The 21872-nt window shown below is 68.5% G+C and carries 19 protein-coding genes and 1 riboswitch; of the genes, 13 read left to right on the top strand and 6 right to left on the bottom strand.

Going from position 1 to position 21872, the window contains the following annotated elements; translation table 11 throughout:
- Positions 1–161: 161 nt before the first annotated feature.
- Positions 162–301, top strand: a riboswitch (FMN riboswitch).
- Between the two features lie 298 nt (positions 302–599).
- Both CWS50_RS06110 and CWS50_RS06105 read left to right on the top strand, forming a co-directional pair.
- Positions 600–1337, top strand: coding sequence for an ABC transporter permease (locus CWS50_RS06110; RefSeq protein WP_423243487.1), 738 nt, complete (start codon positions 600–602; stop codon positions 1335–1337).
- 88 nt (positions 1338–1425) lie between these two features.
- Positions 1426–2493, top strand: a complete 1068-nt coding sequence (locus CWS50_RS06105; RefSeq protein ID WP_127842072.1) for an ABC transporter substrate-binding protein — start codon at positions 1426–1428, stop codon at positions 2491–2493.
- Between the two features lie 19 nt (positions 2494–2512).
- Here the strand turns inward: CWS50_RS06105 and hisG are convergent, their stop codons facing one another.
- Together hisG and CWS50_RS06095 are read right to left on the bottom strand one after the other, a co-directional pair.
- Positions 2513–3358 (bottom strand): ATP phosphoribosyltransferase, encoded by an 846-nt coding sequence (hisG, locus tag CWS50_RS06100; RefSeq protein WP_127842071.1) that lies wholly within the window; start codon positions 3356–3358, stop codon positions 2513–2515.
- Positions 3359–3478: 120 nt separating this feature from the next.
- Positions 3479–3742, bottom strand: a complete 264-nt coding sequence (locus CWS50_RS06095) for a phosphoribosyl-ATP diphosphatase (protein WP_127842070.1) — start codon at positions 3740–3742, stop codon at positions 3479–3481.
- 208 nt (positions 3743–3950) lie between these two features.
- On the opposite strand from CWS50_RS06095, the gene CWS50_RS06090 reads away from it, so the two are divergent.
- The gene (locus CWS50_RS06090; protein ID WP_127842069.1) at positions 3951–4688 is read left to right on the top strand and encodes a DUF6882 domain-containing protein; all 738 of its coding nucleotides are present in this window, start codon (positions 3951–3953) and stop codon (positions 4686–4688) included.
- A gap of 89 nt (positions 4689–4777) precedes the next feature.
- Here the strand turns inward: CWS50_RS06090 and CWS50_RS06085 are convergent, their stop codons facing one another.
- Complete coding sequence (locus tag CWS50_RS06085; protein ID WP_127842068.1) at positions 4778–6028, bottom strand: DUF3866 family protein; 1251 nt, start codon at positions 6026–6028, stop codon at positions 4778–4780.
- Between the two features lie 68 nt (positions 6029–6096).
- Between CWS50_RS06085 and CWS50_RS06080 the strand changes: the two genes are divergently transcribed.
- From CWS50_RS06080 to CWS50_RS06050, 7 genes are all read left to right on the top strand, one after another.
- The gene (locus CWS50_RS06080; RefSeq protein WP_243118478.1) at positions 6097–7230 is read left to right on the top strand and encodes a helix-turn-helix transcriptional regulator; all 1134 of its coding nucleotides are present in this window, start codon (positions 6097–6099) and stop codon (positions 7228–7230) included.
- A gap of 1 nt (position 7231) precedes the next feature.
- A complete protein-coding gene (locus tag CWS50_RS06075) occupies positions 7232–8368 on the top strand; it encodes a helix-turn-helix transcriptional regulator (RefSeq protein ID WP_127842067.1) in 1137 nt (378 codons plus the stop codon).
- Between the two features lie 223 nt (positions 8369–8591).
- Positions 8592–8864 (top strand): Sec-independent protein translocase subunit TatA, encoded by a 273-nt coding sequence (tatA, locus tag CWS50_RS06070; protein WP_127842066.1) that lies wholly within the window; start codon positions 8592–8594, stop codon positions 8862–8864.
- Positions 8865–9038: 174 nt separating this feature from the next.
- A complete protein-coding gene (tatC, locus tag CWS50_RS06065; protein WP_127842065.1) occupies positions 9039–9866 on the top strand; it encodes a twin-arginine translocase subunit TatC in 828 nt (275 codons plus the stop codon).
- An 81-nt stretch (positions 9867–9947) separates the two neighbouring features.
- Positions 9948–13082, top strand: coding sequence for a DEAD/DEAH box helicase (locus CWS50_RS06060; RefSeq protein WP_127842064.1), 3135 nt, complete (start codon positions 9948–9950; stop codon positions 13080–13082).
- Entirely contained in the window at positions 13067–14722 is a 1656-nt protein-coding gene (gene lnt, locus CWS50_RS06055) for an apolipoprotein N-acyltransferase (RefSeq protein ID WP_127842063.1), read from the top strand. Before CWS50_RS06060 ends, lnt begins: the two co-directional genes overlap by 16 nt.
- 78 nt (positions 14723–14800) lie before the next feature.
- Positions 14801–15583 carry a polyprenol monophosphomannose synthase gene (locus tag CWS50_RS06050; RefSeq protein WP_127842062.1) on the top strand — a complete coding sequence of 261 codons (783 nt, stop codon included), beginning with the start codon at positions 14801–14803 and terminating at the stop codon, positions 15581–15583.
- Here the strand turns inward: CWS50_RS06050 and CWS50_RS06045 are convergent.
- Positions 15565–15921, bottom strand: a complete 357-nt coding sequence (locus CWS50_RS06045) for an RNA polymerase-binding protein RbpA (RefSeq protein ID WP_127842061.1) — start codon at positions 15919–15921, stop codon at positions 15565–15567. The two genes, CWS50_RS06050 and CWS50_RS06045, sit on opposite strands and share 19 nt — an antisense overlap.
- Before the next feature lie 207 nt (positions 15922–16128).
- Here CWS50_RS06045 and CWS50_RS06040 point away from each other — a divergent pair, with 207 nt between their 5' ends.
- A complete protein-coding gene (locus CWS50_RS06040) occupies positions 16129–17250 on the top strand; it encodes a 6-phosphofructokinase (protein WP_127842060.1) in 1122 nt (373 codons plus the stop codon).
- A 7-nt stretch (positions 17251–17257) separates the two neighbouring features.
- Here the strand turns inward: CWS50_RS06040 and CWS50_RS06035 are convergent, their stop codons facing one another.
- Both CWS50_RS06035 and CWS50_RS06030 read right to left on the bottom strand, forming a co-directional pair.
- Complete coding sequence (locus CWS50_RS06035; RefSeq protein ID WP_279221967.1) at positions 17258–17803, bottom strand: GNAT family N-acetyltransferase; 546 nt, start codon at positions 17801–17803, stop codon at positions 17258–17260.
- 144 nt (positions 17804–17947) lie between these two features.
- Positions 17948–18892: an N-acyl homoserine lactonase family protein gene (locus CWS50_RS06030; protein WP_127842059.1), complete on the bottom strand. Its 945-nt coding sequence runs from the start codon at positions 18890–18892 to the stop codon at positions 17948–17950.
- Positions 18893–19817: 925 nt separating this feature from the next.
- On the opposite strand from CWS50_RS06030, the gene CWS50_RS06025 reads away from it, so the two are divergent.
- Positions 19818–20936 carry an FtsX-like permease family protein gene (locus CWS50_RS06025; protein ID WP_127842058.1) on the top strand — a complete coding sequence of 373 codons (1119 nt, stop codon included), beginning with the start codon at positions 19818–19820 and terminating at the stop codon, positions 20934–20936.
- Entirely contained in the window at positions 20933–21628 is a 696-nt protein-coding gene (locus CWS50_RS06020; RefSeq protein ID WP_127842057.1) for an ABC transporter ATP-binding protein, read from the top strand. Before CWS50_RS06025 ends, CWS50_RS06020 begins: the two co-directional genes overlap by 4 nt.
- Positions 21629–21872: the final 244 nt, after the last annotated feature.

The following is a 21872-nucleotide window of genomic DNA, read 5'->3' as shown; positions in this document are numbered from 1 at the left end:
ATCACAATCAGGACCCACGCCTGGAGGCACGGATGTGCTTCTCAGTCCGTGCGTGGTCCCGTGAGAGGGTGAAGGTGGCCTGCGCCCCTGGCTCCCGCACCGGTCCGTGCCGCGCCGTCGGCTTGTCCTGACTCGCACAGTCGGATAACCTCCGTGCGAGCACGTGCTCCGGGGTCGGTGAAAGTCCGAGTCGGCGGTGACAGTCCGCGACCCGGGAGCCGGTCCGAGCGGGCCGGTACACCTGGCTGAACCGGTGGAACTCCGGTACCGACGGTAAGAGTCCGGATGGGAGGAGGCACGAGGCGCGGACGAGCCCGCACACGGTGGTCTCAGTGCGCACAGCAGCAGGTCTGCGGTGCGCACGAGCTGGCCTGGGGCACCGGTCAGTGCCCCATCCCCTTCCTCTTCCCGGAAGCATCTCCCGGGGAGCGCCCGCCCCCGGACGAGCCAGGAGGGAGGAAGCCGTGGCCACCCTGACCACGCTGCTAGCACCAGCAGCGCCGAGGGCGTCAGCACGTCGTGCGGAGCCTGTGGACCCTCCTCAGCCCGGAGGAGGGTACGCACGCCCATTCTCCCGTGGTCCGTGGCCCAGCCTGGCCTTGGGTCTTGCCATCCTTGTGGCCTGGTACGTCACGACGGCCTCCGGCACGGTGCCCCAGATGCTCCTGCCCGGCCCGTCTGAGGTGGCGCAGCGTCTGTGGCTGTCCGTGCGTGAGGCCGGGCTCCTGGGCTACGCCTGGGTCACGCTGCGCGAGGCCCTGCTGGGATGTCTGGCCGCGTCGGCCTGTGCCCTGCCGCTGGCCTGGGGACTGCACCACTGGAGCCTGTTCTCCCGGGCGGTCCTGCCCTACGTCGCGGCCAGCCAGGCTGTCCCCGTCGTGGCGCTGGCACCCCTGCTCGTGCTGTGGGTGGGCTACGGGACACTCCCCGTGGTGCTTCTGTGCGCCTTCATGGTCTTCTTCCCCATCACCGTCAGCGTCCTGCTGGGACTGCGGGGCCTTGACGCCGACGTGGTTGACGCAGCCCGGCTCGACGGCGCTCACGGGCTGTCCATGGTGGTCTACATCGAGCTGCCCATGGCGCTGCCAGCCGTGCTGTCGGGTCTCCGCACCGGGTTCACCCTGTCGGTGACCGGTGCGGTGGTCGGCGAGATGGTCATGGGCGGTCAGGGACTGGGCATGGCGCTGTCCTCCCAGCGCGACGCGGTGGACACCACGGGGCTGTTCGCCACGATCGTCCTGCTGTGCGCCCTGGCCTCGGTAATCCACTGGCTCCTCTACGAGCTGGAGCGGCGCAGCCGCACCGTCAGCGCGCTGCGCGGGCGCCGTGCCACGTGAGAGGAGAGGCTCGCAGCAAGCCATCACGTACGAGGCAGCGCGCAGGCGTGCACACACCTGACGGACCCATCTACCCGGAGAAGACAGCATGACCCCCGACACGACCCCCGGTACGAGTCCCGCCATCACCGGTCACCGTACCACCCGTCGCCGCCTGGTCGGTATTGCCAGCCTCCTGCCTGCAACGGCGGCCCTCGCCTCCTGTGCTGACGACACGGCCAGCCGACCCGGCGCGGGCGCTACTGCCTCGCCCGGGGCGGGAAGCCTCGTGATCGGACTGACCTACACGCCCAGCATCCAGTTCGCCCCCTTCTACATGGCGCTGGCGGACGGGCACTATGACCCCGGTGTGAGCCTGCGCCACCACGGTGCCAGCGAGGGGCTCTTTGACGCGCTCACCGCAGGCAGCGAGCAGGTGGTTGTCGCGGGTGCTGACGAGGCTGTCGTCGCCGCGTCCAACGGCTCAGACCTGGTGGTGGTCGGCGGGTTCTACCAGGTGTACCCTGCCTGCATCATCGTGACGGAGGACTCCCCTGTTGCCACACCTGCCGACCTTGCGGGCAGGAGCATCGGCATACCGGGACGATTCGGGGAGAGCTGGTACGCGCTCCAGGTCGCCCTGGACGCTGCTGGCCTCAGCGAGGATGACGTCACCATCACGGAGATCGGCTACACCCAGCAGGCTGCCCTGGCTGGCGGCCGGGTAGACGCCATCATTGGCTTCTCGAACAACGAGGCCGTCCAGATCCCCCAGGCGGGGACGGAGGTACGCACGGTGGCCGTCGCTGAGGAGGTCCCCCTTGTCGGGGCGTCTGTGGTGACCACGGGTGCAGTTCTTGACGAGCGCAGGGAGGAGCTCACCCGGCTGGTCGGTGCCTCGGTGGCGGGTATGGAGGCCTTCGTCGACGACCCTGACGGCGCCGTGTCCGCGACCAGGGACTACGTGCCTGACCTGGCCGACCCCACACGTGCTGCTGACGCCCGCGAGGTCGCCGTCGCCACCGCAGAGCTGATCCGTCCCGGAGCAGACACGCCGGTAGGGGCGCTGTCCAGCCAGAGCGTGGCACAGATGCTGGGCTTCCTGGAGACCCACAACCTGCTGGGACCCACCGCCACCGAGGTGGCATCCGTCTGTGACCCCCTGGTACAGGACTGAGGCCTACGCACGATAGCGTTTACAGCCGACAGGCCAGGAGCGAGGAGACCAGGATGGCGCGCGCGCCCACCTCGTAGAGCTCGTCCATGACACGGTTGGCCTCCTTGCGTGGCACCATGGCACGCACCGCGACCCACTCGGGGTTCTGCAGCGGTGAGACGGTGGGGGACTCGATACCCGGGGTGATCTGCGCGGCCAGGTCCAGCCTGTCGGCAGGGACGTCGTAGTCCACCAGGACATAGGTGCGCGCCCTGAGCACTCCCTGGAGACGCCGTACCAACGTGGCCAGCCCCGGCTCGTCCTGGAGCTGCCGGGTGGTGATGAGCACAGCCTCACTGGTGAGGATCGGGTCCGCGAACGTCTCCAGGCCTGCGGCTCGCAGGGTGGTTCCGGTCTCGACGACGTCAGCGATGAGGTCGGCGACTCCCAGGTACACCGAGGACTCCACGGCACCGTCCAGGTGGACGGTCTGGGCCTGGACGCCCTGGGACTCCAGGTACTGGCTCACCAGGACGTCGTAGGAGGTGGCGACCCGTTTTCCCGCGACGTCAGCCAGCGTGGACATCGTTCCCGCAGGTGCGGCGAACCGGAAGGTGGAGCGGGCGAAACCCAGGGGCAGGTGCTCCACAGCGTCCACACCGGAGTCCAGGAGCAGGTCGCGTCCAGTGATGCCGGCGTGGACGGTCCCCTGACCCACGTAGACAGCGATGTCCCTGGGACGCAGGAAGAACAGCTCGACCTCGCTGGCCTCGTCGAGGACTACCAGCTCGCGGCCGGAGCGTCTGGTGCGGTAGCCGGCCTCGGTGAGAAGGGTGACGGCGGGCTCTGACAACGAGCCCTTGTTGGGGACAGCGATACGCAGCACAATGATCCTGACTACTTGGGACGGCGTGGGCGCGGCAGCCGGGCTGTCGGGACGCCGACACGACGGGCGGAGCGGGAAGTGGGAGAGGACGGGGAGGGGCGGTAGGACCTGGGCGGGGTGTCACAGGTAGCGGTAGACGTCCTGGAGCGTGTAGCCCTTGGCGACCATCATGACCTGGAGGTGGTAGAGGAGCTGGCTCATCTCCTCGCAGGCAGCCTCGTCAGTCTCGTGCTCGCAGGCCATCCAGGTCTCAGCGGCCTCCTCGACGAGCTTCTTGCCGATGAAGTGCACGCCGCGGTCCAGCTCCTCCACCGTGCCCGAGCCCTCGGGGCGGGTGGCAGCCTTGTGCTCCAGCTCGGCAAACAGGTCCTCAAAGCTCTTCATAGGGCACAGGCTAGCCGAGCCCGGGCGGTGCAGCCGAGCTGGTTCCCCGGGGGCGCCCCGGGACCTGCGGCTGGCTGGGCCGCAGCCGACGTGGACAGTGCCGCGCAGCGTCAAGGAATGAGCGTCTAGGAATGCCTGCGCAGCAGCGGGGCACACGGTCGGGGACAGTGTCGTAACTTTCTCGTAATGTCTTGCTAGCGTTGGGGCCGTGATCGCCCAGTTTCGTCGCGTCAGCCAGCGCGCGGCAGTCTACGCCCTGGCTCGTCAGGAGGCTCTCACAGAGGTCCTGGGCAGGAGGCTGGGCAAGGACTACCAGTGGGAGGCCGACCTGCTGGAACGTCGTATCACCTTCTGCTCCCCACGAGGCGAGGTCCGTGCCCAGGCACAGCTCCTGGCCTCTGTCGCGGTGACGCCCCCGTCGCTCGTGTGGGGCTTTGCGGCTCCTTTTGCGCCCTACGTGGGTCCTGACCCCGCTGCGGCCCGGATTCACCAGTTCGGCGCGTCCCACGGCATCAAGGTGCTTCAGCAGGAGGAGGTGGGCTACCAGGTCGGGGAGGACCAGGACCCGGTTGAGGCTGCCGAGGCGCTCAGCCACGACGTGGGGATGCTGGCGAGCGTGGTCTTCGGCCCCGGGGCCATGTACTACTCGGGAGCGGTGGGCAGCGGCGGCTCCCGCCAGGTGTTCCTGCTCCAGGGGCCGTCCGTCCCCGTCCCCGAGCCCACACTGTCGCGGCTCTTCCCCTCCCTGGCCCGCTACGTCCTGGCTGCTGACGACATTGACTGGTCCCTGGAGGGGCTGGTAGCCCTCATGCCGGGCTGGAGCCTGAGCCGCCGCACTAGCGGAGCGACCACGAGCTACCAGGTGACTGACGCTGTTGGCCACCACTACACGCTCTTTGTCACCCGCGACACCCAGGGACGTGTCACCGACGTCCTCATGACCTGACCGCCTGCTACACCGCCTGCTACAAGGCCACCGGGTGCCTGGACGGCCCGGTGACCCGCTGCCCTTGCCGCACGTGCTGCCTCACCTGCTCAGGTCTCCTGCCGTCGTGCCTGGGCCCAGACTCCGGCTCCGTCCGCAGCCTCCCGCCTGACCAGCAGGTTACGGACGTGGCGGCCCGCCGCTGCAGCCGCCACGAAGGCGGCCTCGTCCTCCTCCAGTCCTCGGCCCATGGTGGACAGAGTGGTGCCTGTCTCCTGCTGGGCGTGGTGGAGCGCGGCAACCAGCCCGTCGGTAGCGACCTGCACCAGGTGGTGCGTGCAGGCCCCGGCCCGGGGGGCGGCCAGCGCCCGGGCCTGCTCCAGCACCTGGGCGCCAAGGCTACCCTCCAGCCGGGGGACGACGACGTCGGCGGCGGCCAGCGCCACCCGCCCGTAGGCGGTCATGGAGTGGTGGGAGACACCTCGGTGCCGCTGTCGCGGGTCCGACTGGGAGACCCGTAGGCAGGCCACTGGGTGACCTCCCAGGACTGCGGCAGCGTTGACGACCTCGCCGCAGGCGGTGCCGGAGAAGCCCCAGGGCGTGTCCGTGCCCAGGTTGCCTGGCCCCTGGGTGACCACGGTGACGTCAGCACCTAGGACGTGGCGGGCCGCGAGCAGGGCGTTGTGGACAGAGACGGCCTCGACCTGGCCGCCCCAGGCCTGGCCGACGGTGACCGTGCCGACCAGCCAGCCAGCCTCCACGAGGGCGGGTACCGTGCGTGAGTAGGGTAGGGGCAGGGCACCCCCGTCGGTCATGACGTAGACAACCCGTGCAGGTGCCTCTAGGTCCGGGACGGGCGCGGCCAGGGTGTTCTGCGCCGTGCTGCCGGGGCTGCGCAGGCCCGCCAGCACGGCAGGCAGGCTGGAGTGGAGGTCCGCGACCACCACCGGCATTCCCTCCAGGGTGAGAGTGCCGACGGGAGATGACAGGAGCCGGTGGTGCGCCGTTCCCTGCTCGTCGACACCGGTGACCATGACCTGGTCAGGCATGTAGCGAGCCTTGACCAGGTGCCCCTGGGACGACGAGTCCGGCGGCAGCACGTCGGGACGGGAGGAGACCATGGCGTGCCCGCCCGTACCCAGGGCTCGGTCCAGGGCGGAGACCTCCAGGCGCAAGCGCTCACCGGTGCCCGGCAGCCCCGTGACCGCCTCGTAGGCGAGGGCACGTACCCGCGCACCGGGCAGGAGCCCACGAGCACCCGCAGGAGCCGCCGAGATCTCCGCCTCGACCAGGGCGCACCGCAGGGGCGAGGAGCCCCAGGTCCGCAGCAGCCTGAGCACGGTGCCGTCGCGCCACATCATGGGTGCCAGCCTAGCGACCAGCCTGTGGCAGCGCAGCAGCAGCCGCCCCACCCTCTACGCTGGGTGCCGTGAGCCAGGACAGCACCCCACCGCACAGCCCCGAGGAACGCCTGGTCAGCCTCGTGGTGACCCTGCGCAGCACGGCAACGGGAATGACGACCAGCGAGATCCTCCGGAAGGTGCCCGGCTATGACGCCACGGGCCCGGACTCTGCCCGCCGTAAGCTGGAGCGGGACAAGGAGACGCTGCGTGACCTGGGCATCGCCCTGACCACGACGGGCAGCCTGGAGGAGACCCGCTACCGCATTGAGGACCTGGACTACGTGCTGCCCCCGCTGAGGCTGGAGCCGGAGCAGGTGGCCGCGCTGGACCTGGCCGCCTCGGCCTGGCAGGACGGCTGGCTCCCGAACACTGCCCGGCGCGCGCTCACCAAGCTGCGTGCCGTCAGTCGGCCGGCCCAGGGGGCAGACGAGCCTCCCCTGCCCGGCCTGAGCGCCGACCTGGTGGGCAAGGAGCTTCCTGAGACGCTTGTCGCCGCCATCGACGAGCGGCGGCGGGTGGCTTTTGACTACCTCTCGGCCCGTTCGGGCGCCACCCGCTCCCGCACTGTCGAGCCCCACCGGCTGCGTCTGAGCAACGGTGCCTGGTACCTCGACGGCGTGGAGACGGGCACCGGCGAGTACCGGACCTTCCGCCTGGCACGCCTGCGCGGCGAGGTGGCGGTAGTCAGCGGCAGCCAGGCCTTCACCCCTGCCACGCCGCAGCAGGAGCCGGCACCCAGCGAGGCGGTGCTCGCCCTGCTCCCCGGCCGCGGGCTCAGCCTGAGACCGCAGGCCGTGGACTACCTCCCCGCCTGCCAGGCCCAGCCTGACTCCTCCGGACACCTGTCTGACTCCTCGGCACAGAGGTCCTCACAGCGTCGGCGGCACAGCGGTGCTGGCTTGGCAGACCTCTACCCCTGCGCCCACCTGGCTGGCTACGACCTGCTGCGCGTGCGCTACGACGACTCCCACGCCTTCGCCGGGAGCCTGGCCGGACTGGGGGAGGCCGTCCTGGTCCTGGACCCGCCCCCGCTGCGCGACATGGTACTGGCCCACCTGCACGGTGCTGCGGCACTGGTGCCAGGTGGCCTGCCGGGAGCACGGCCCCCACACCAGCAGGAGCGGGCCGGGCACGGGGCTGCGAGCCCAGGAGGGTGCTGAGATGGCCCGGCAGCCGATGACGCAGCGGCTGGCCCGCCTGCTGGCCCTGCCTGCCTGGGTGGCCCGGCACGACGGGGCGAGCCTGGAGGAGGCCGCAGCGCACTTTGGCGTCACCCCGGCTGTCATCAGGCAGGACGTCTACACCCTGTGGGTCTCGGGGCTTCCCGGTGGAATGCCAGGGGACCTGGTTGACTTCGACGCCGCGCGCTTCGAGGAGGGCCGTCTCAGCCTGGTCGAGCCCCTGGGGCTCGACCGTCCCGTCCGCCTGTCACGCCCGGAGGCCACCTCGCTGCTGCTGGCGGTGCGCGTCCTGCGCTCCGTGCTTGCCCCAGACGCCGCAGCAGCGGAGGTGCTGACCTCCACCGAGACGGTCCTGTCCGGCCTGCTGGCCTCTGAGCAGCCCGGCGGGAAGGAGAGGGAGCACCACGACACGGACAGTCCCTGGGCGCCCGGGCCAGGAGTGAACGCCCAGCCAGCAGGCCAGGACCGGCCGGAGGACCCCGGCGTCAGCCACTCAGTCCAGGTGCTGGCGGCGGTGCGTGAGGCGCTGGACCGGGGGCGTCGCCTGCACCTGGTCTACGCCTCGGCCACGGACACCCGTTCCGAGCGTGACGTCGACCCTGTCGAGCTCACCAGCGACGGTACCCATCTGAGGCTGCGCGGGTGGTGCCTGTCTGCCGGGGCGGAGCGCACCTTTCGCCTGGACCGGGTCCTGGCTGCCACGGTTCTTCCCGTCGCGGCCCGTACCCCTCCCTCGGTGCGCGTCACTGACCACGCTACCGACCGGAGAAGTTGTGCGACGGCTCGGTCCCTGCCCCGTGCCGTCCTGGTCCTGCGCCCCTCCGGTCGCTGGCTGGTGGAGCAGGTCCCCTGCGACAGCGTCCAGGAGCGGTCTGACGGGATGATCCGTGCAGAGGTGGAGGGTCGTGACCAGGCCTGGCTGATCAGCCTGGTCCTCTCCTGCGGAGCGCACCTGGTCAGCGTCGAGCCCCAGGAGCTCCTGCACGAGGCCGTGGCGTCTGCGACCCGGGCACTGGACTCCTACCGGCTCCTGCACAGCAGCGACGTCAGCAGCAACGTCACCACTGACGCCAGTGGTGACGTCGGTGAGGCGGCGCAGCAGGTCGGGGAGGACTGACGGCAGGCGCCAGGGACGGGGAGAGGGCAGAGGCAGAACGCACAGGAGGTGCGCTAGAGCCGCAGCCGGGCGAGCGGTAGACTCGTGCTGCCTCGCTTGGTCCTGGCTCAGGCCAGTCCGTCACGGCCTGACCCGTCGGCATGCGGGTACGCCAGCACCTCGGTCGCCTCCGGGCACCAGCCAGAGCAAGCGGGCGCGAGTTCGTCAGAGGCAGGAGACAACCATGGGAGCCTTGAGGCCTACGCACTGGGTCGTCCTCATCATCATCGTCGTCCTCATCTTCGGGGCCAACCGGCTGCCCGATATCGCCAGGAGCGTCGGACAGTCCATGAAGGTCTTCCGGAAGGAGGTCAGGGACCTCCGCGAGGACGAGGACAAGGACGGGGAGCCGACCGCTCAGATTCAGCAGCCGCAGCAGGGCACCTACTTCACCGAGCCGACTCAGCCGGGGCAGTCCACTGGCCAGCAGGGCCAGGAGACCGGCTCCCGCCAGTAGCCGCAGCCGTCAGTCGGACCGGTTCACGCGGACACTGTGCCCGCGACGTGGTAGACACGTCCCGGGTGCCTGTGCGCAGCCGCCTGCAGGTGCCCTCTCCGTGCGGCAGGAGCACGGTGCCCGCGTGAACCCAGAGCCAGCACTACCTACCCCAGCACGCAGAGGACTCACGCGGTGCCCAAGCTTCCCAGGGTCTCCATGGCCAGTCGCAAGGACAACCCCGAGGCGCGGATGTCTGTCGGGGAGCACCTGCGAGAGCTGCGCAACCGCCTCATCATCTCCGTCATCGGAATCCTGGTGGGTGCGGTCGCCGGCTACCTGGCCTACGAGTGGGCCTTCAGCATCATCGCCTACCCGATCGAGAACGCCAACGCCAGGGGCGCCAACCTGGCCATCAACTTCAACACGGTGCTGGGCTCCTTCGACATGCGGATCCGGGTCTCCCTGTGGCTGGGGCTCATTGTCTCCTCACCCCTGTGGATGTACGAGTTCTGGGCCTTCGTCGGCCCGGGCATGACCCGCAGGGAGAAGATGTACACCTGGGCTTACGGCCTGGCTGGTCTCCTGCTCTTCACCATGGGAGTGGGCGTCGGTGTCGTCATCCTCCCGCACGCCGTGTGGATCCTCACCAGCTTTATCCCCTCCTTCGTCACCGCCACCGGATTTATTGACGCCAGCCTCTACCTGTCCTTCGTCATGCGCCTGGTCCTGGTCTTCGGCCTGGCCTTCCTCCTGCCCGAGCTCATGGTGGCGCTCAACCAGCTGGGGCTGGTACGGGGCAGGACCCTGCTCAAGGGCTGGCGGTGGGCCGTGGTGGGGATATTCGCCCTCATGGCGGTGGCAAACCCGCTGCCGGACCCCTGGTCCATGATCTTCATGGCGCTGCCGATCTGCGGGCTGTACTTCCTAGCTTGCTTCATCGCCGTGCGCCACGACAAGCGTGTGGAGCGCAGGCGCGCCCGGCTCGACGCCGAGCTGGATGCCGCCTTGGCCGACGCCTAGGCAGCCGACTGACTGCTCCTGCCCGGAAGGAGGCCCGGACCTGGCAGGGGCCGCTGACAGGGGGACGCTAGGGTAGTGCTCATGAGGTCGCCTGCACAACGTTATGCCGACTCCCGACGTCGCCAGGCAGCGCTGCGCACTGAGCTGACCCGGTTCGTCTCCACCTGCCCTTTCCCGCTCGACGACTTTCAGGAGGAGGCCTGCGCTGCCCTGGAGGACGGTGACGGCGTCCTTGTCGCCGCCCCGACAGGGGCTGGCAAGACCGTCGTCGGTGAGTTCGCGGTCCACCTGGGACTGGCCCGAGGGCTCAAGACCTTCTACACCACTCCGATCAAGGCCCTGTCCAACCAGAAGTACCTGGACCTTGTCGACCGCCACGGGACGGAGCGTGTCGGCCTGCTCACCGGTGACACCTCGGTCAGCCCGCACGCCCAAGTCGTTGTCATGACCACCGAGGTGCTGCGCAACATGCTCTACTCCGGCTCGCACGAGCTGGACCAGCTCGGCTTCGTCGTCATGGACGAGGTCCACTACCTGGCTGACCGGTTTCGGGGCCCGGTGTGGGAGGAGGTGATGATCCACCTGGCGCCGCAGGTCCAGGTGGTCTCCCTGTCCGCCACCGTGTCCAACGCTGAGGAGTTCGGTGCCTGGCTGGGGGAGGTCCGAGGCCCGACGGCGGTCGTGGTCTCCGAGCACCGTCCTGTGCCCCTCACCCAGCACATGATGGTGGGGGGGCGCATTCTTCCCCTGTACGCCTCCTCCGACTCACCCGACCCGGTCGAGGACTTGACTGAGGATCTCAGCAAGGACCTGAATGAGGACCTCGGTGCCTCCGCTGGTGCCCCTCCGGGCTCCCAGCACCCCACATCCGTCTCCCTGGAGGAGCCAGGACAGGACAGCCCCCAGATCAACCCCGAGCTGCTCACAGCGGTGGCCGCCGCTCGCCGGACCGCGACCGTGCAGACCGACTCCCGCAGCCCGGGGTACTCCCCGACAGGCCGGGCCTATCGTCCCCGGCGGGCAGGAGACAGCAGGGTCCTGGGGCAGCGCCGGGGCAGTACCGCACGGGAGAGAAGACGTCGTGACCGTGTAGGCACCTCCCGGGCAGAACAGGGACAGGACCATGGGCACGGCTGCGGACACAGCGGACACGACCGTGGTCGGCACCGTGGGCACAGCCGTGGGGTCCGCCGTGCACGCCTGAGTCCTCCCTCCCGTGTGTCTGTCGTGACAGCACTTGAGCGTGCCCGGCTGCTGCCTGCCATCGTCTTCGTCTTCTCCCGGGCAGGCTGCGAGCAGGCTGTCACCCAGGTCGTGGCCGCTGGAACCGTCCTGACCACCGAGCGAGAGGCGGAGCAGATCCGCCAGGTCATCGAGCGACATACTGCGAGCATCCCGTCCAGGGACCTGGACGTGCTCGGCTTCCACGCCTGGGCACACGCCCTGGAGCGCGGCGTCGCTGCTCACCACGCGGGTCTGCTCCCGGTGTTCAAGGAGACCGTCGAGGAGCTCTTCAGCGTCGGCCTGGTCAAGGTCGTCTACGCGACTGAGACGCTGTCGCTGGGTATCAACATGCCGGCGCGGACCGTCGTCCTGGAGTCCCTGCGCAAGTGGAACGGATCTGCCCACGTCCCCCTCAGCCCCGGGGAGTACACTCAGCTCACCGGCCGTGCGGGGCGACGAGGCATCGACGTGGAGGGGCACGCGGTGGTCCTGGCAGCTGACGACGTCGAGCCGGACACCGTCTCCTCCCTGGCGTCACGCCGCACCTACCCTCTGGTCTCCGCGTTCAGGCCGACCTACAACATGGCAGTCAACCTCCTGGCCCGCACCTCCCGGACCAGGGCCCGAGAGATCCTGGAGTCCTCCTTCGCCCAGTTCCAGGCTGACCGCAGCGTGGTGGAGATCGCAGCCCAGGTTCGACGGAAACGCCGTCGGCTTGAGGACCTGGAGGAGGCTATGGCCTGCTCCCTGGGTGACTTCCGGGAGTACGCACGCCTGCGTCAGGACATCGCCGAGGCCGAGGCCGACCTCTCCCGGCAGGGGGCTGCCGCCCGTCGCGCCGAGACGGCACGGACGATGACCTCATTGAGCAGGGGAGACGTTGTGGCCTACCGCAAGGGTCGTCGTCACCTGCACGGAGTCGTGCTCGAGGTCGGTGCCGACCGCAGCGGTACCCCGACGCTGACTGCCGTGGGTGAGGACGGCCGCGTACACACCCTGACCCCGGACACCTCCCCGCAGGGGGTACTGCGTGTCGGACGGCTGCGGGTGGATCAGCGAGCGGACCCGCGCAACGCCCGGGACCGCGAGCAGATGGTCAACAGGCTGCGACACGCCCTGCGCGCGGGGGAGCTGGAGACGGGGCGCCAGCCACACCGCTCACATCCGGGCCGGGCGCGTGGGCACGGAGACCACGGAAACCAGGGGGACGTAGCAGCCCGGATCGACCAGCTGCGCCAGCAGATGCGCAGCCACCCGTGCCACGGGTGCCCGGACAGGGAGGAGCACGCTCGTACCGGGCGCAGGTGGGCCAGGCAGCTCGCTGAGATCGAGCGGCTCCATGCCCGGGTGGAGACCCGTACCGGTACCATCGCGCGCCTGTTCGACGCTGTGTGCCAGATCCTGGTCGATCTGGGCTACCTGGAGCCGACCGGGGAGCAGCGCGAGCAGCTGCGTGTCACCAGTGCGGGCAGGCTCCTGGCCCGGATCTACGCTGAGCGGGATCTTCTTGTCGCCGAGTGCCTGCGTACCGGCGTGTGGGAGGGCCTGGGCTCCGGCGAACTCGCGGCGGCGCTGAGCGCCTTCGTCTACGAGCCTCGTGTACCAGCCCGACTGGTAGGTCCGCCCGTGGCAGCAGGATCGTCTTTGGGCCAGGCGCTACGTGCCCAGCACAACGTGGCCCGGCGTGTCAACGACCTGGAGCAGCTGGCAGGGATCGAACCTTCCTCCGGGTCAGAGCCTGCCCTGGCCGGCTCTGTCCTGGCCTGGTGCGAGGGCGCGGACCTGGCTGAGATCATGGACGGCGGCGACCTGACCGCAGGGGACTTCGTACGCTGGTGCAAGCAGATCCTGGACGTGGTTAGCCAGGTCGCCTCCCTGCCGAGCCTGTCCGCGGACTCGGCTCGGGCGCAGGCAGTCAGGGTCGTGTCCCAGTGTGCCGCCGAGGCGGCACAGGACCTGGACAGGGGAGTCGTGGCATGGTCCGGCGTGTAGCCCAGCACGTCAGGAGCCTGCTCCCGGTGCTCCTGGCCACGGCTGCAGGGGTGCTCACCTGGACAGGCTTCCCTCCGCTGGGGCTGTGGCCCGCTGCCGTCGCGGGTCCCGGCGGCCTCATGATCCTGACCCGGGGACGAGGTGCCTGGGCAGGCGCCGGGCTCGGACTGGCCTACGGAGTGGGCTTCTTCACACCGCTGCTGCATTTTACCGCCGTAGCCATGGGCAATCCCGTGGGCTGGGGGGCTCTTGTCTCCTTCGAGGCCCTCTACCTGGCGCTTCTGGGCAGTGTCTGGGCCACGGTCAGCCGCCTACCGATCCTGGACGACACTGGTGGGACGGCCTCGGACCGGACTCGCTCACCCGCCCGAGGCCGTCGGCTCCCGTCCGGCGCCGCGCGCGCGGTGGTCCGCATAGTGGTCTTTACCCTCCTGTGGGCGGGGGCGGAGGAGCTGCGGTCCTCCTGGCCACTGGGAGGGTTCCCCTTCGGTCGGCTGGCCTTTGCCATGGCAGACGCGCCGATGCTGCCGACAGCCGCCTACGGCGGCAGCCTGGGCCTGAGCCTCCTGGCCGCCGCCGCCGGTGCCTGCGGGGCTGAGGCCCTGGGCGGGCTCAGGCACGCACGCCCTCTTCCAGCACTCGCTGGCGCTGCTGGTGCCATGGTGCTGGTCCTGGCGCCCGGCGCTGCTGCCTCCTGGGCCTCCTCCACGCTGCAGGCCCGGGACGAGGGCAGTGTCCGCATCGGTGCCGTCCAGGGCAACGTGGCTGAGAACTTTGAGGACGCCTTCGCCCACGCCCTGGAGGTGACCACGAACCATGCCGAGGCCACGCACCGGCTTGCAGCCGACTCGGGCACCGGCACCCTCGACCTGGTCGTCTGGCCGGAGAACGCAGCCGACCTGGACCCCCGCTCCCACGCTGCCAGCGCCGTCGTCGTCGACGACGCGGCGCGTGCCGTCGGTACGCCCCTTCTCCTGGGGGCTGTCCCCTATGAGGACGGCGTCCGCTACAACGACGTCCTCGTCTGGACCGCCGGGGAGGGTGCCGGAGACTACTACCGCAAGCACCGTCCTGTCCCCTTCGGGGAGTACGTCCCGGCCCGTGACCTGGTGCGGCAGGTGACGACCCAGGTTGACCGCGTCAGCGTTGACCTGCTGCCTGGCACCGGACCCCACACCCTCACGGTGCCAGCCGCTGCCCAGGACCGCGAGGTCACCCTGGCCATGGGTATCTGCTTCGAGGTCGCCTACGACGACACGCTGCGCTCCGGAGTGCTCCAGGGCGGCCAGGCCATCATTATCCCCACGAACAACGCCTCCTTCCTGCACTCGGGCGAGGCGGCCCAGCAGCTCGCCCAGGGACGGGTCCAGGCGGTCGTCCACGGGCGCAGCCTGGTCCAGGTCTCCACCGTGGGATACACGGCGGTTATCGCTCCCGACGGGGTGGTACAGCAGGTCACTGAGCCGTACACCCAGGCGAGCCTCGTGGCAGACGTCGGACTGCGCGGCTCACTGACTGTCGCGGACCGGCTCGGTGACTGGCCCGCGCGTGGCGTGCTCGGCCTGTCGGCGATCCTGGTCCTAGCGGGTATGGTGGAGGCGGCGCGCCACCGGGTGGCAGTGCCACGGCCGGGCTCGTAAGACCCCGGCTGCCGACCGGGCTGCTTCCGTACCCTGCGTCACAGCCCTGCAAGCCACGCGCCGTTCTGGAGACACTTCGTGCTGACACTTGTCATCATTCCCACCTACAACGAGATCGACTCCCTGCCGACCACGCTGGAGGGAGTCCGGCAGCACGTCCCCCAGGCGCACGTTCTTGTCGTTGACGACGGCTCTCCGGACGGTACCGGCGACTACGCCGACGACTGCGCCCAGACTGACGACCACGTCCACGTCCTGCACCGCTCGGGCAAGAACGGCCTGGGACCCGCCTACCTGGCCGGCTTCTCCTGGGCACTGGCCTCTGGCTACGAGCTGCTGGTCGAGATGGACGCCGACGGCTCCCACAGGGCACAGGACCTGGCACTTCTTGTCCAAAGGGCGCAGATGGCCGACGAGCCAGACCTGGTGATCGGCTCGCGCTGGGTCTCCGGTGGGGCCACCCAAGGCTGGGACACGAGGCGGGTAGTGCTCTCTCGCGCCGGCAACCTCTACATCAGCGCCATGCTGGGCATGCGCGTCAAGGACGCGACAGCAGGGTTCCGGGTCTACCGTGCCTCCTTCCTCCAGAAGGTGGAGCTGGGAGGGGTCGAGGCCCTGGGCTATGGCTTCCAGGTCAACATGACCAAGATCGTTGACGAGGTCGGAGGCCGCATCGTCGAGATGCCTATCACCTTTGTGGAGCGGCAGGCAGGACAGTCCAAGCTGTCGAGAGGTATCCTCACCGAGGAGCTGGCGCTGGTCACACGCTGGGGCCTGGCCAGGCGTGGCAGGCAGCTGCGCGAGACCATGGGCAGGACGGTGAAAGCAGTGAGAGCAGCTCGTTACAGCCGCTCGCGGTAGACCTCACCGCTGCGCAGCATCTCCAGGCGCTCGTCCAGCAGGGCCTGGAGCTCCTCCACCCCCCGTCGCTCCAGCAGCATGTCCCAGTGCGTACGCGGGGTCTTGCGAGGGTCCTCAGCGTCAGACTCCTCATCCTCCCCGCGCCGGGCCGCTGGCCTGCCGCACTCCGGGCACTCCCAGGAGGCAGGCACCTCTGCCTCAGTGGACATAGGAATCGTGGTGACGTGAGCGACTGGACACTCATACCTGACCATCATCCGCTCAGCGAACTCGACGCCGTCCTCCGACTCCATCGACTTCGCGCCAATGGTCATACCTCGTAGTGCTCGGTCTGCCATGTGCTGCCTTCCTCTCGCCGCTGCCGTGCCTTGGCCCACAGGCACAGAGACGTCAACAGGGAGGTGCCCGGGATTGTTCCCGACGCCGTCTGACCTGGGTCCCCGACGGATGACCCTGTCGATCCTACCGGAGCGGCCCCGACAGGTCACGCCGGGGCACCGTGCCGGTGACTGCGCAGCGGAGCGGAACCACGGCATACTTGGCCCATGACCAAGCGCATCGGCATCCTGACAGCGGGTGGGGACGCCCCCGGCCTCAACGCGGCGATTCGGGGACTCGGCAAGGCCGCCATCCAGGAGCACGGGTGGGAGCTGATCGGCTTCCGTGACGGGATGCGGGGACTCGCGGAGAACCGCTTCACCAGCCTGGACTCCTCGGCACTGTCAGGCATCCTCACGACTGGCGGCACCATGCTGGGGACCAGTCGGGACAAGGTGCACCGTATGCTGGTTGACGGCGAGGTCCGGGACATGGTGCCCACCATCGTCGAGAACTACGAGAAGGACCAGCTTGACGCCCTGGTCTGCCTGGGAGGGGGCGGCACCGCCAAGAACGCACGCAGGCTCATGGACGCGGGCCTCAACGTCGTCCACCTGCCCAAGACCATTGACAACGACATCGTCCACACCGACACGTCCTTCGGATTCGCCACGGCCCTGGAGATCGCCACCGAGGCGGTGGACCGTCTCCACTCCACCGCCCACTCCCACCACCGAATCATCCTCACCGAGATCATGGGCCACCGTGCCGGGTGGCTGGCGCTAGGCGCCGGCATAGCCGGAGGTGCCGACGTCATCCTGCTGCCCGAGATCCCCTACTCGGTGGAGGCCATCGCCAGCAAGATCGAACGACGCAGGGCACACGGCTCCACCTTCTCAGTCGTGGCGGTGGCCGAGGGCGCCCTGAGCCTGGCGGACCACCAGGAGCTGGAGCACGCTCGTGCGCTGGTCAAGGACGCCTCCTCACCGGAGAGCAAGGCCGTGGCCAAGCGCGGGGTCAAGGCCCTGGAGGCCTCGCACCGGGCCAACACCTTCACCCTGGCTGAGCAGCTGGAGGCAGCCACTGGTCTGGAGGCCAGAGTGTCCATCCTGGGCTACGTGCAGCGAGGCGGGTCGCCCTGCGGGGCGGACCGTATGCTGGGAACTCGCCTGGGCGTCGCCGCTGCCAGTGCCATCGCCGAGGGCAGCTATGGGGTCATGGTCGCCGACCGGGGGCAGGGCACCGCCCTGGTCCCACTCAAGGACGTTGCCGGACACGTCAAGTATGTGCCTGCCGACCACGAGTGGATCCAGGCTGCCCGCGCCGTCGGGACGGCACTGGGGGACTAGCTGGGGACTAGGGGTGCCCAGCCGCAGCGGAGGCCGCCCCCGGAAGTAGCTGGCGGCTCATGAGGGTCAGGTCCAGGACCTGACCGAGCTTCTCGCCAGCCTGGGGGATGGTGCCGACGACGGTAAAGCCGTGGCGCTGGTGCATTCGCACAGAGACAGTGTTTCCTGCCTCAATGGCTGCCACTATGGTCCGGTCGCCCGCTCGTTGACAGGCCGTGACGAGCGCGTCCAGAAGCCGACCGCCCGTGCCGTGGCCCTGGGCGGCGGGGGAGAGGTAGACCGAGTCCTCCACCGTGCGCGCATAGCCCTCATAGCTGCGCCACGGCGTGGCGACGGCAAACCCGAGGACCTGCGAGTCACTGTCCGTGTCCTCGACGGCGACAAGAGCGGTACCTCGTGCAACCTGCGGTTCCAGCCAGGCAGCAGCCTCCTCCGGTGTCTGCTCACGGCTGGTCCAGATAGCCAGTGACTCCCGGACGGCGCGATTGCGGATCTCGCGCACAGCGGGGGAGTCTGACATGACGGCGGAGCGGATACGGACAGGCTGAGTCACGGCGCCCACTCTAGGACCTGCTCCTGCCTGCTCCAGGGACACGGCTGAGGAGAGGGACACGGCTGAGGAGTCTGGCGACAACTGCCCCAGGGCTACGGTCCACATCTGTGGCTGGCCAGGTGCGGACGGTGTGCAGGCTCCGTGCTAGAGGTGCCAGGTCCCCGGAAGGACATCGGGGTCGTGGTTGGCGAGAACGCCCAGGCAGCGCGGGTCCTTCCTGACGGAGCGCACCCAGTCGAGAGAGCGCTGCGCCTGGTCGGCACTGACGACGACACTGGGACGCAGCCCCTCCGCGTAGGAGGCCTGCCCGTAACTGGCGTCGGCGGCCAGGAGCACGAACTTGCGGGGATCGTAGGCTCCCGGGGCGTCAGCACCGCTGGCCCATGTCTCGGGACCGGCGTCAACCTGCTGGTCCTGGGACCGCACGACAGTGGCGCACATTCCCCGGGAATGCCCGGGCAGAGCCACCATGACGAGACTTGCGTCACCGAAGATGTCGTATCCTGCCCCGAAGGGGCCGACGACAGTGTTCCAGGAGAACGTGTCGATCCGCGCGTCCCTCCACTCGTGGCGGTGGTAGTGGAAGGGGTCCGTGTTGCCCGCCTTCCACTCGGGTGCGGACACGAGGATGCGCGGTGCCTCCCTGAGGTGGGTCACGCCGTCAACATGGTCGCAGTGGAGGTGGCTCATGACTACGAGGTCCAGGTCCTGCGGACGGATGCCACGTTCCTCCAGCTGCTCGTGGATGGCCGCACCGCTCGGCAGGAGTATCCTGGTCACGGTACGCTGAAAACGGATATTGGCAATCTGGCCCAGCAGCGTCCGGTTGCGGATGCTGAACCCCGCATCGACAAGGACAAGGCCGTGGGGTCCCTCGACAAGGTAGCAGGACACCGGGATCTCGACCAGATGGTTGCGGCCCCGACCAACGTGTGCCCAGGCGAGAGGACTGTCGCTGTCGCGGTGGTACGGGAGGGCCTCGTCAACGATGACCGAGCCCGTCTGCAGGACGGTGAGGGAGGTGGCCGACGTAGACGTAGCTGACGACCTGCCAAAGGGCGAAATACTAGACGTAGTGCTGGAAAGCATCCGAGGCCTCTTTTCTGGCTGGCCGGTGCCAGACGTCAGAGGCTGCCGCAGGGGTCCTGGAACCTGTCCGTTCTTGGTCACAAGGGCAACAGAGCGCACAGTCCCAGGTAGCCGCGCGGCTACCTGGCCGTAAAAGACACCCCAGACAGCCCTGGCCACCTGGCGTGGCCGCGTGAGGCAGATCGCCTGTCCAACTCAACCCGCCTTCCTGTCACCCCACTCAGGGGTGAGTGATGACAGGCTTGGGACTGCTACGGGACCTGGCAGGGCAAGACCTCTGCCAGCCCACCGACGCACCACTGACGTTACACCGGAACTGAAATAACATAACTTTGTACGACTACCGTAACGCGTGCACCTAGTGATCTATCGCACATACTTGCCGCAATCTTCTCTGTTCGCTCTCGGCAATGACGGCCTGGTGCCAGTTGCCCCGGGCGTCTCGACCTCGCAGCGACGCCACGGCACCATCCGCTCAGAGAGACGCAAGGCCGTCACTTCCTCGCCGTCATCTTGCTGCGCGCGGGTGGCTTGGCAGCGGGTGCCCACCCAGGCGAGACGAGTCCGTGCGCCTGCTCTCTGAGCCCACCCCCCTGCCCGCCCGCCATTCCGATAATGTACATTATGTCATTATCGGAATGGTGACCGCTCCTTCCTGACAGTCAGGGTGACTCCGGTTGACGCCGAGTCTGACCCTTTTTTGGATCTTCGGAGCCGAGGTCCTGTCCCCCGCGTCCATCCCTCAGATGTCGTGTCCTGACGGACGCCCAACGGATACCCGCCGTGCACCTGTGGCTCGCACGGCCGCACTAGCATGAGTGGTCCACGGTACCTACCGCTGTGACGCTGCGATGACCGCTCGTGTGCCCGAGCCGCCGCTGTCACCTGCCATCGCGTCAGGCCAACCTGCCCAGAGGGAGCTACGATGTTTCTTGCGCTTCGTGAGATACGCCACGAGCCGGGCCGCTTTGTGCTGATCGTCGCCGTGATCACCCTGGTCTCCTACCTCACCTTCTTCCTCGCCTCCCTTGCCTCGGGACTGGCGTACTCCTACAGGGCCGTTGTCGACGGGTGGGACGCGGGCACCATCCTGGTCACCGAGGCCTCCAACGAGAACATCTCAGCCTCACGGCTGACCAGCCCCCAGGTTGCCGCCTCCTCAGCTCTGGCCGAGGAGGCCGGGGCGCAGGCCGCCTCGCTCGTCGCGGTCTCCGCCGTGGCTCAGCCCAGCCTTGAGGACAACGAAGACGGCGGGGACGCACGGCCCAAGACTGACGTCTTCGCCTTCGGCGTCGACCTGGACGGACCACTGAGACCGACGGTTGTCTCTGGCAGGGATATTGCCGATCCCGGTACTGAGGTCTTGGTCGACGAGACTCTCCAGGCCGAGGGCGTGACGACCGGAGACACCTTCCATCTCCTGGGGTCGCGGCACACCTGGAGCGTGGTCGGCCTGACTCGAGGGACGACTTTTCAGGCCGCCCCCGTGGTCACCGTTGATGCTGCCTCCCTGCAGGAGCACGCGCCCACGGGCCTCTCCCCTGCTGTCAGCGCCGTTATTCTCACTGCCGACGTGACGCAGGACCCTGCTGCGAACGCAGCCGCCTCCGAGGCAGGTATCACCAGCCTGACCAGCGAGGAGCTGGTCCAGACCCTGCCCGGATACGCGGCTCAGATCCTGACCTTCTCCTTGATGATCGGCTCCCTCGTTGTCGTAGCCTCGATAGTCCTGGGAATCTTCCTCTACGTGCTCACGCTCCAGAAGCGCCCCGCTCTGGGGATCCTCAAGGCCCGAGGTGTCCCGACAGGCTACCTGGTCCGGTCTGGTGTCGTTCAGACAGCACTCCTCGCGGCTTCTGGCGTGGTCCTGGGGCTGGTGCTGGTCCTGGGCACCTCTCCCCTGCTTCCCGGTGCTGTTCCCTTTCTTCTGTCGCCATGGCTTGACGCCTCCATCTCCGTGTCATTCGTCGTCGTATCAGTTCTGGGAGGCGTTGCCTCAGTACGGGTCGTAACAAGAATTGATCCCGTAGAGGCCATCACATGACCAGGGACAGTGTCCGTGCCGCAGTATCGCTAGCGGGAGTATCGCGAGACTTTCAGCAGGGTGACGAGACCATTCACGCCCTGCGGGCGACCGACCTGGTCGTGGAGGCCGGTGAGGTCCTAGGCGTCCTGGGGCCCTCCGGTTCAGGAAAGTCCACTCTTCTCACGGTGATGGGGGGTCTTCGCGCACCAACCCGGGGAACGGTAGAGATTGCTGGAAAACCGTTCTCCCGGCTGCCGGAGAAGAAACGTGCACGGCTTCGTCGACAGCACCTGGGATTTGTCCTGCAGGCCTCAGGGCTTGTCCCGTTCCTGACCCTGGCCGACCAGCTCGCCCTGCACGACAGGGTCCTACGTCGCAGCACCGACCGTCAACGGCGCGATTACCTCCTCGACCGGCTCGATATCACCCGACGTAGCAACGCGTATCCGAGCCAGATGTCGGGAGGCGAGAGGCAGCGAGCCGCCATCGCGGTAGCCCTCTACCACGACCCGGAAGTTATTCTAGCCGACGAGCCGACAGCGGCCCTGGACACCGACCGCGCCCAGGAGGTGGCACGCCTGCTGGCCGACCAGACGCACAGGATGGGAAAGGCAACCGTGATGGTCACCCATGACGACCGCCTGCTACCCGTGTGCGACAGAGTCATGGTGATGCGTGACGGCGTCCTGAGCCCGCACACGCCCTCGTGAGGCATGACAGGCCGATAGCGCCTCCGGACCACAGTACTGGTACCGTCCCGCCCCTGGACAGGGTCGTCTTGGTATGCGTACACGCCGATCCTGCTTCCCAGCGACTCTTTCCTGCGCCCCTCCCCGAGCGCGCACCTCGGGGCCAACCAGGAGCTCGTGCAGACTGGCAGCGCAGTCCAATTGGGTCTACTGGCATGGACGTCATATGCTTCTCCTGTCAGGTCTACGTACTGTAAAGGAGGCG

It is taken from the genome of Actinomyces wuliandei (assembly GCF_004010955.1).
Classification (GTDB): domain Bacteria; phylum Actinomycetota; class Actinomycetes; order Actinomycetales; family Actinomycetaceae; genus Actinomyces; species Actinomyces wuliandei.
The sequence above is the reverse complement of the archived record's forward strand: the minus strand, read 5'-3'. Positions and strand labels throughout refer to the sequence as shown.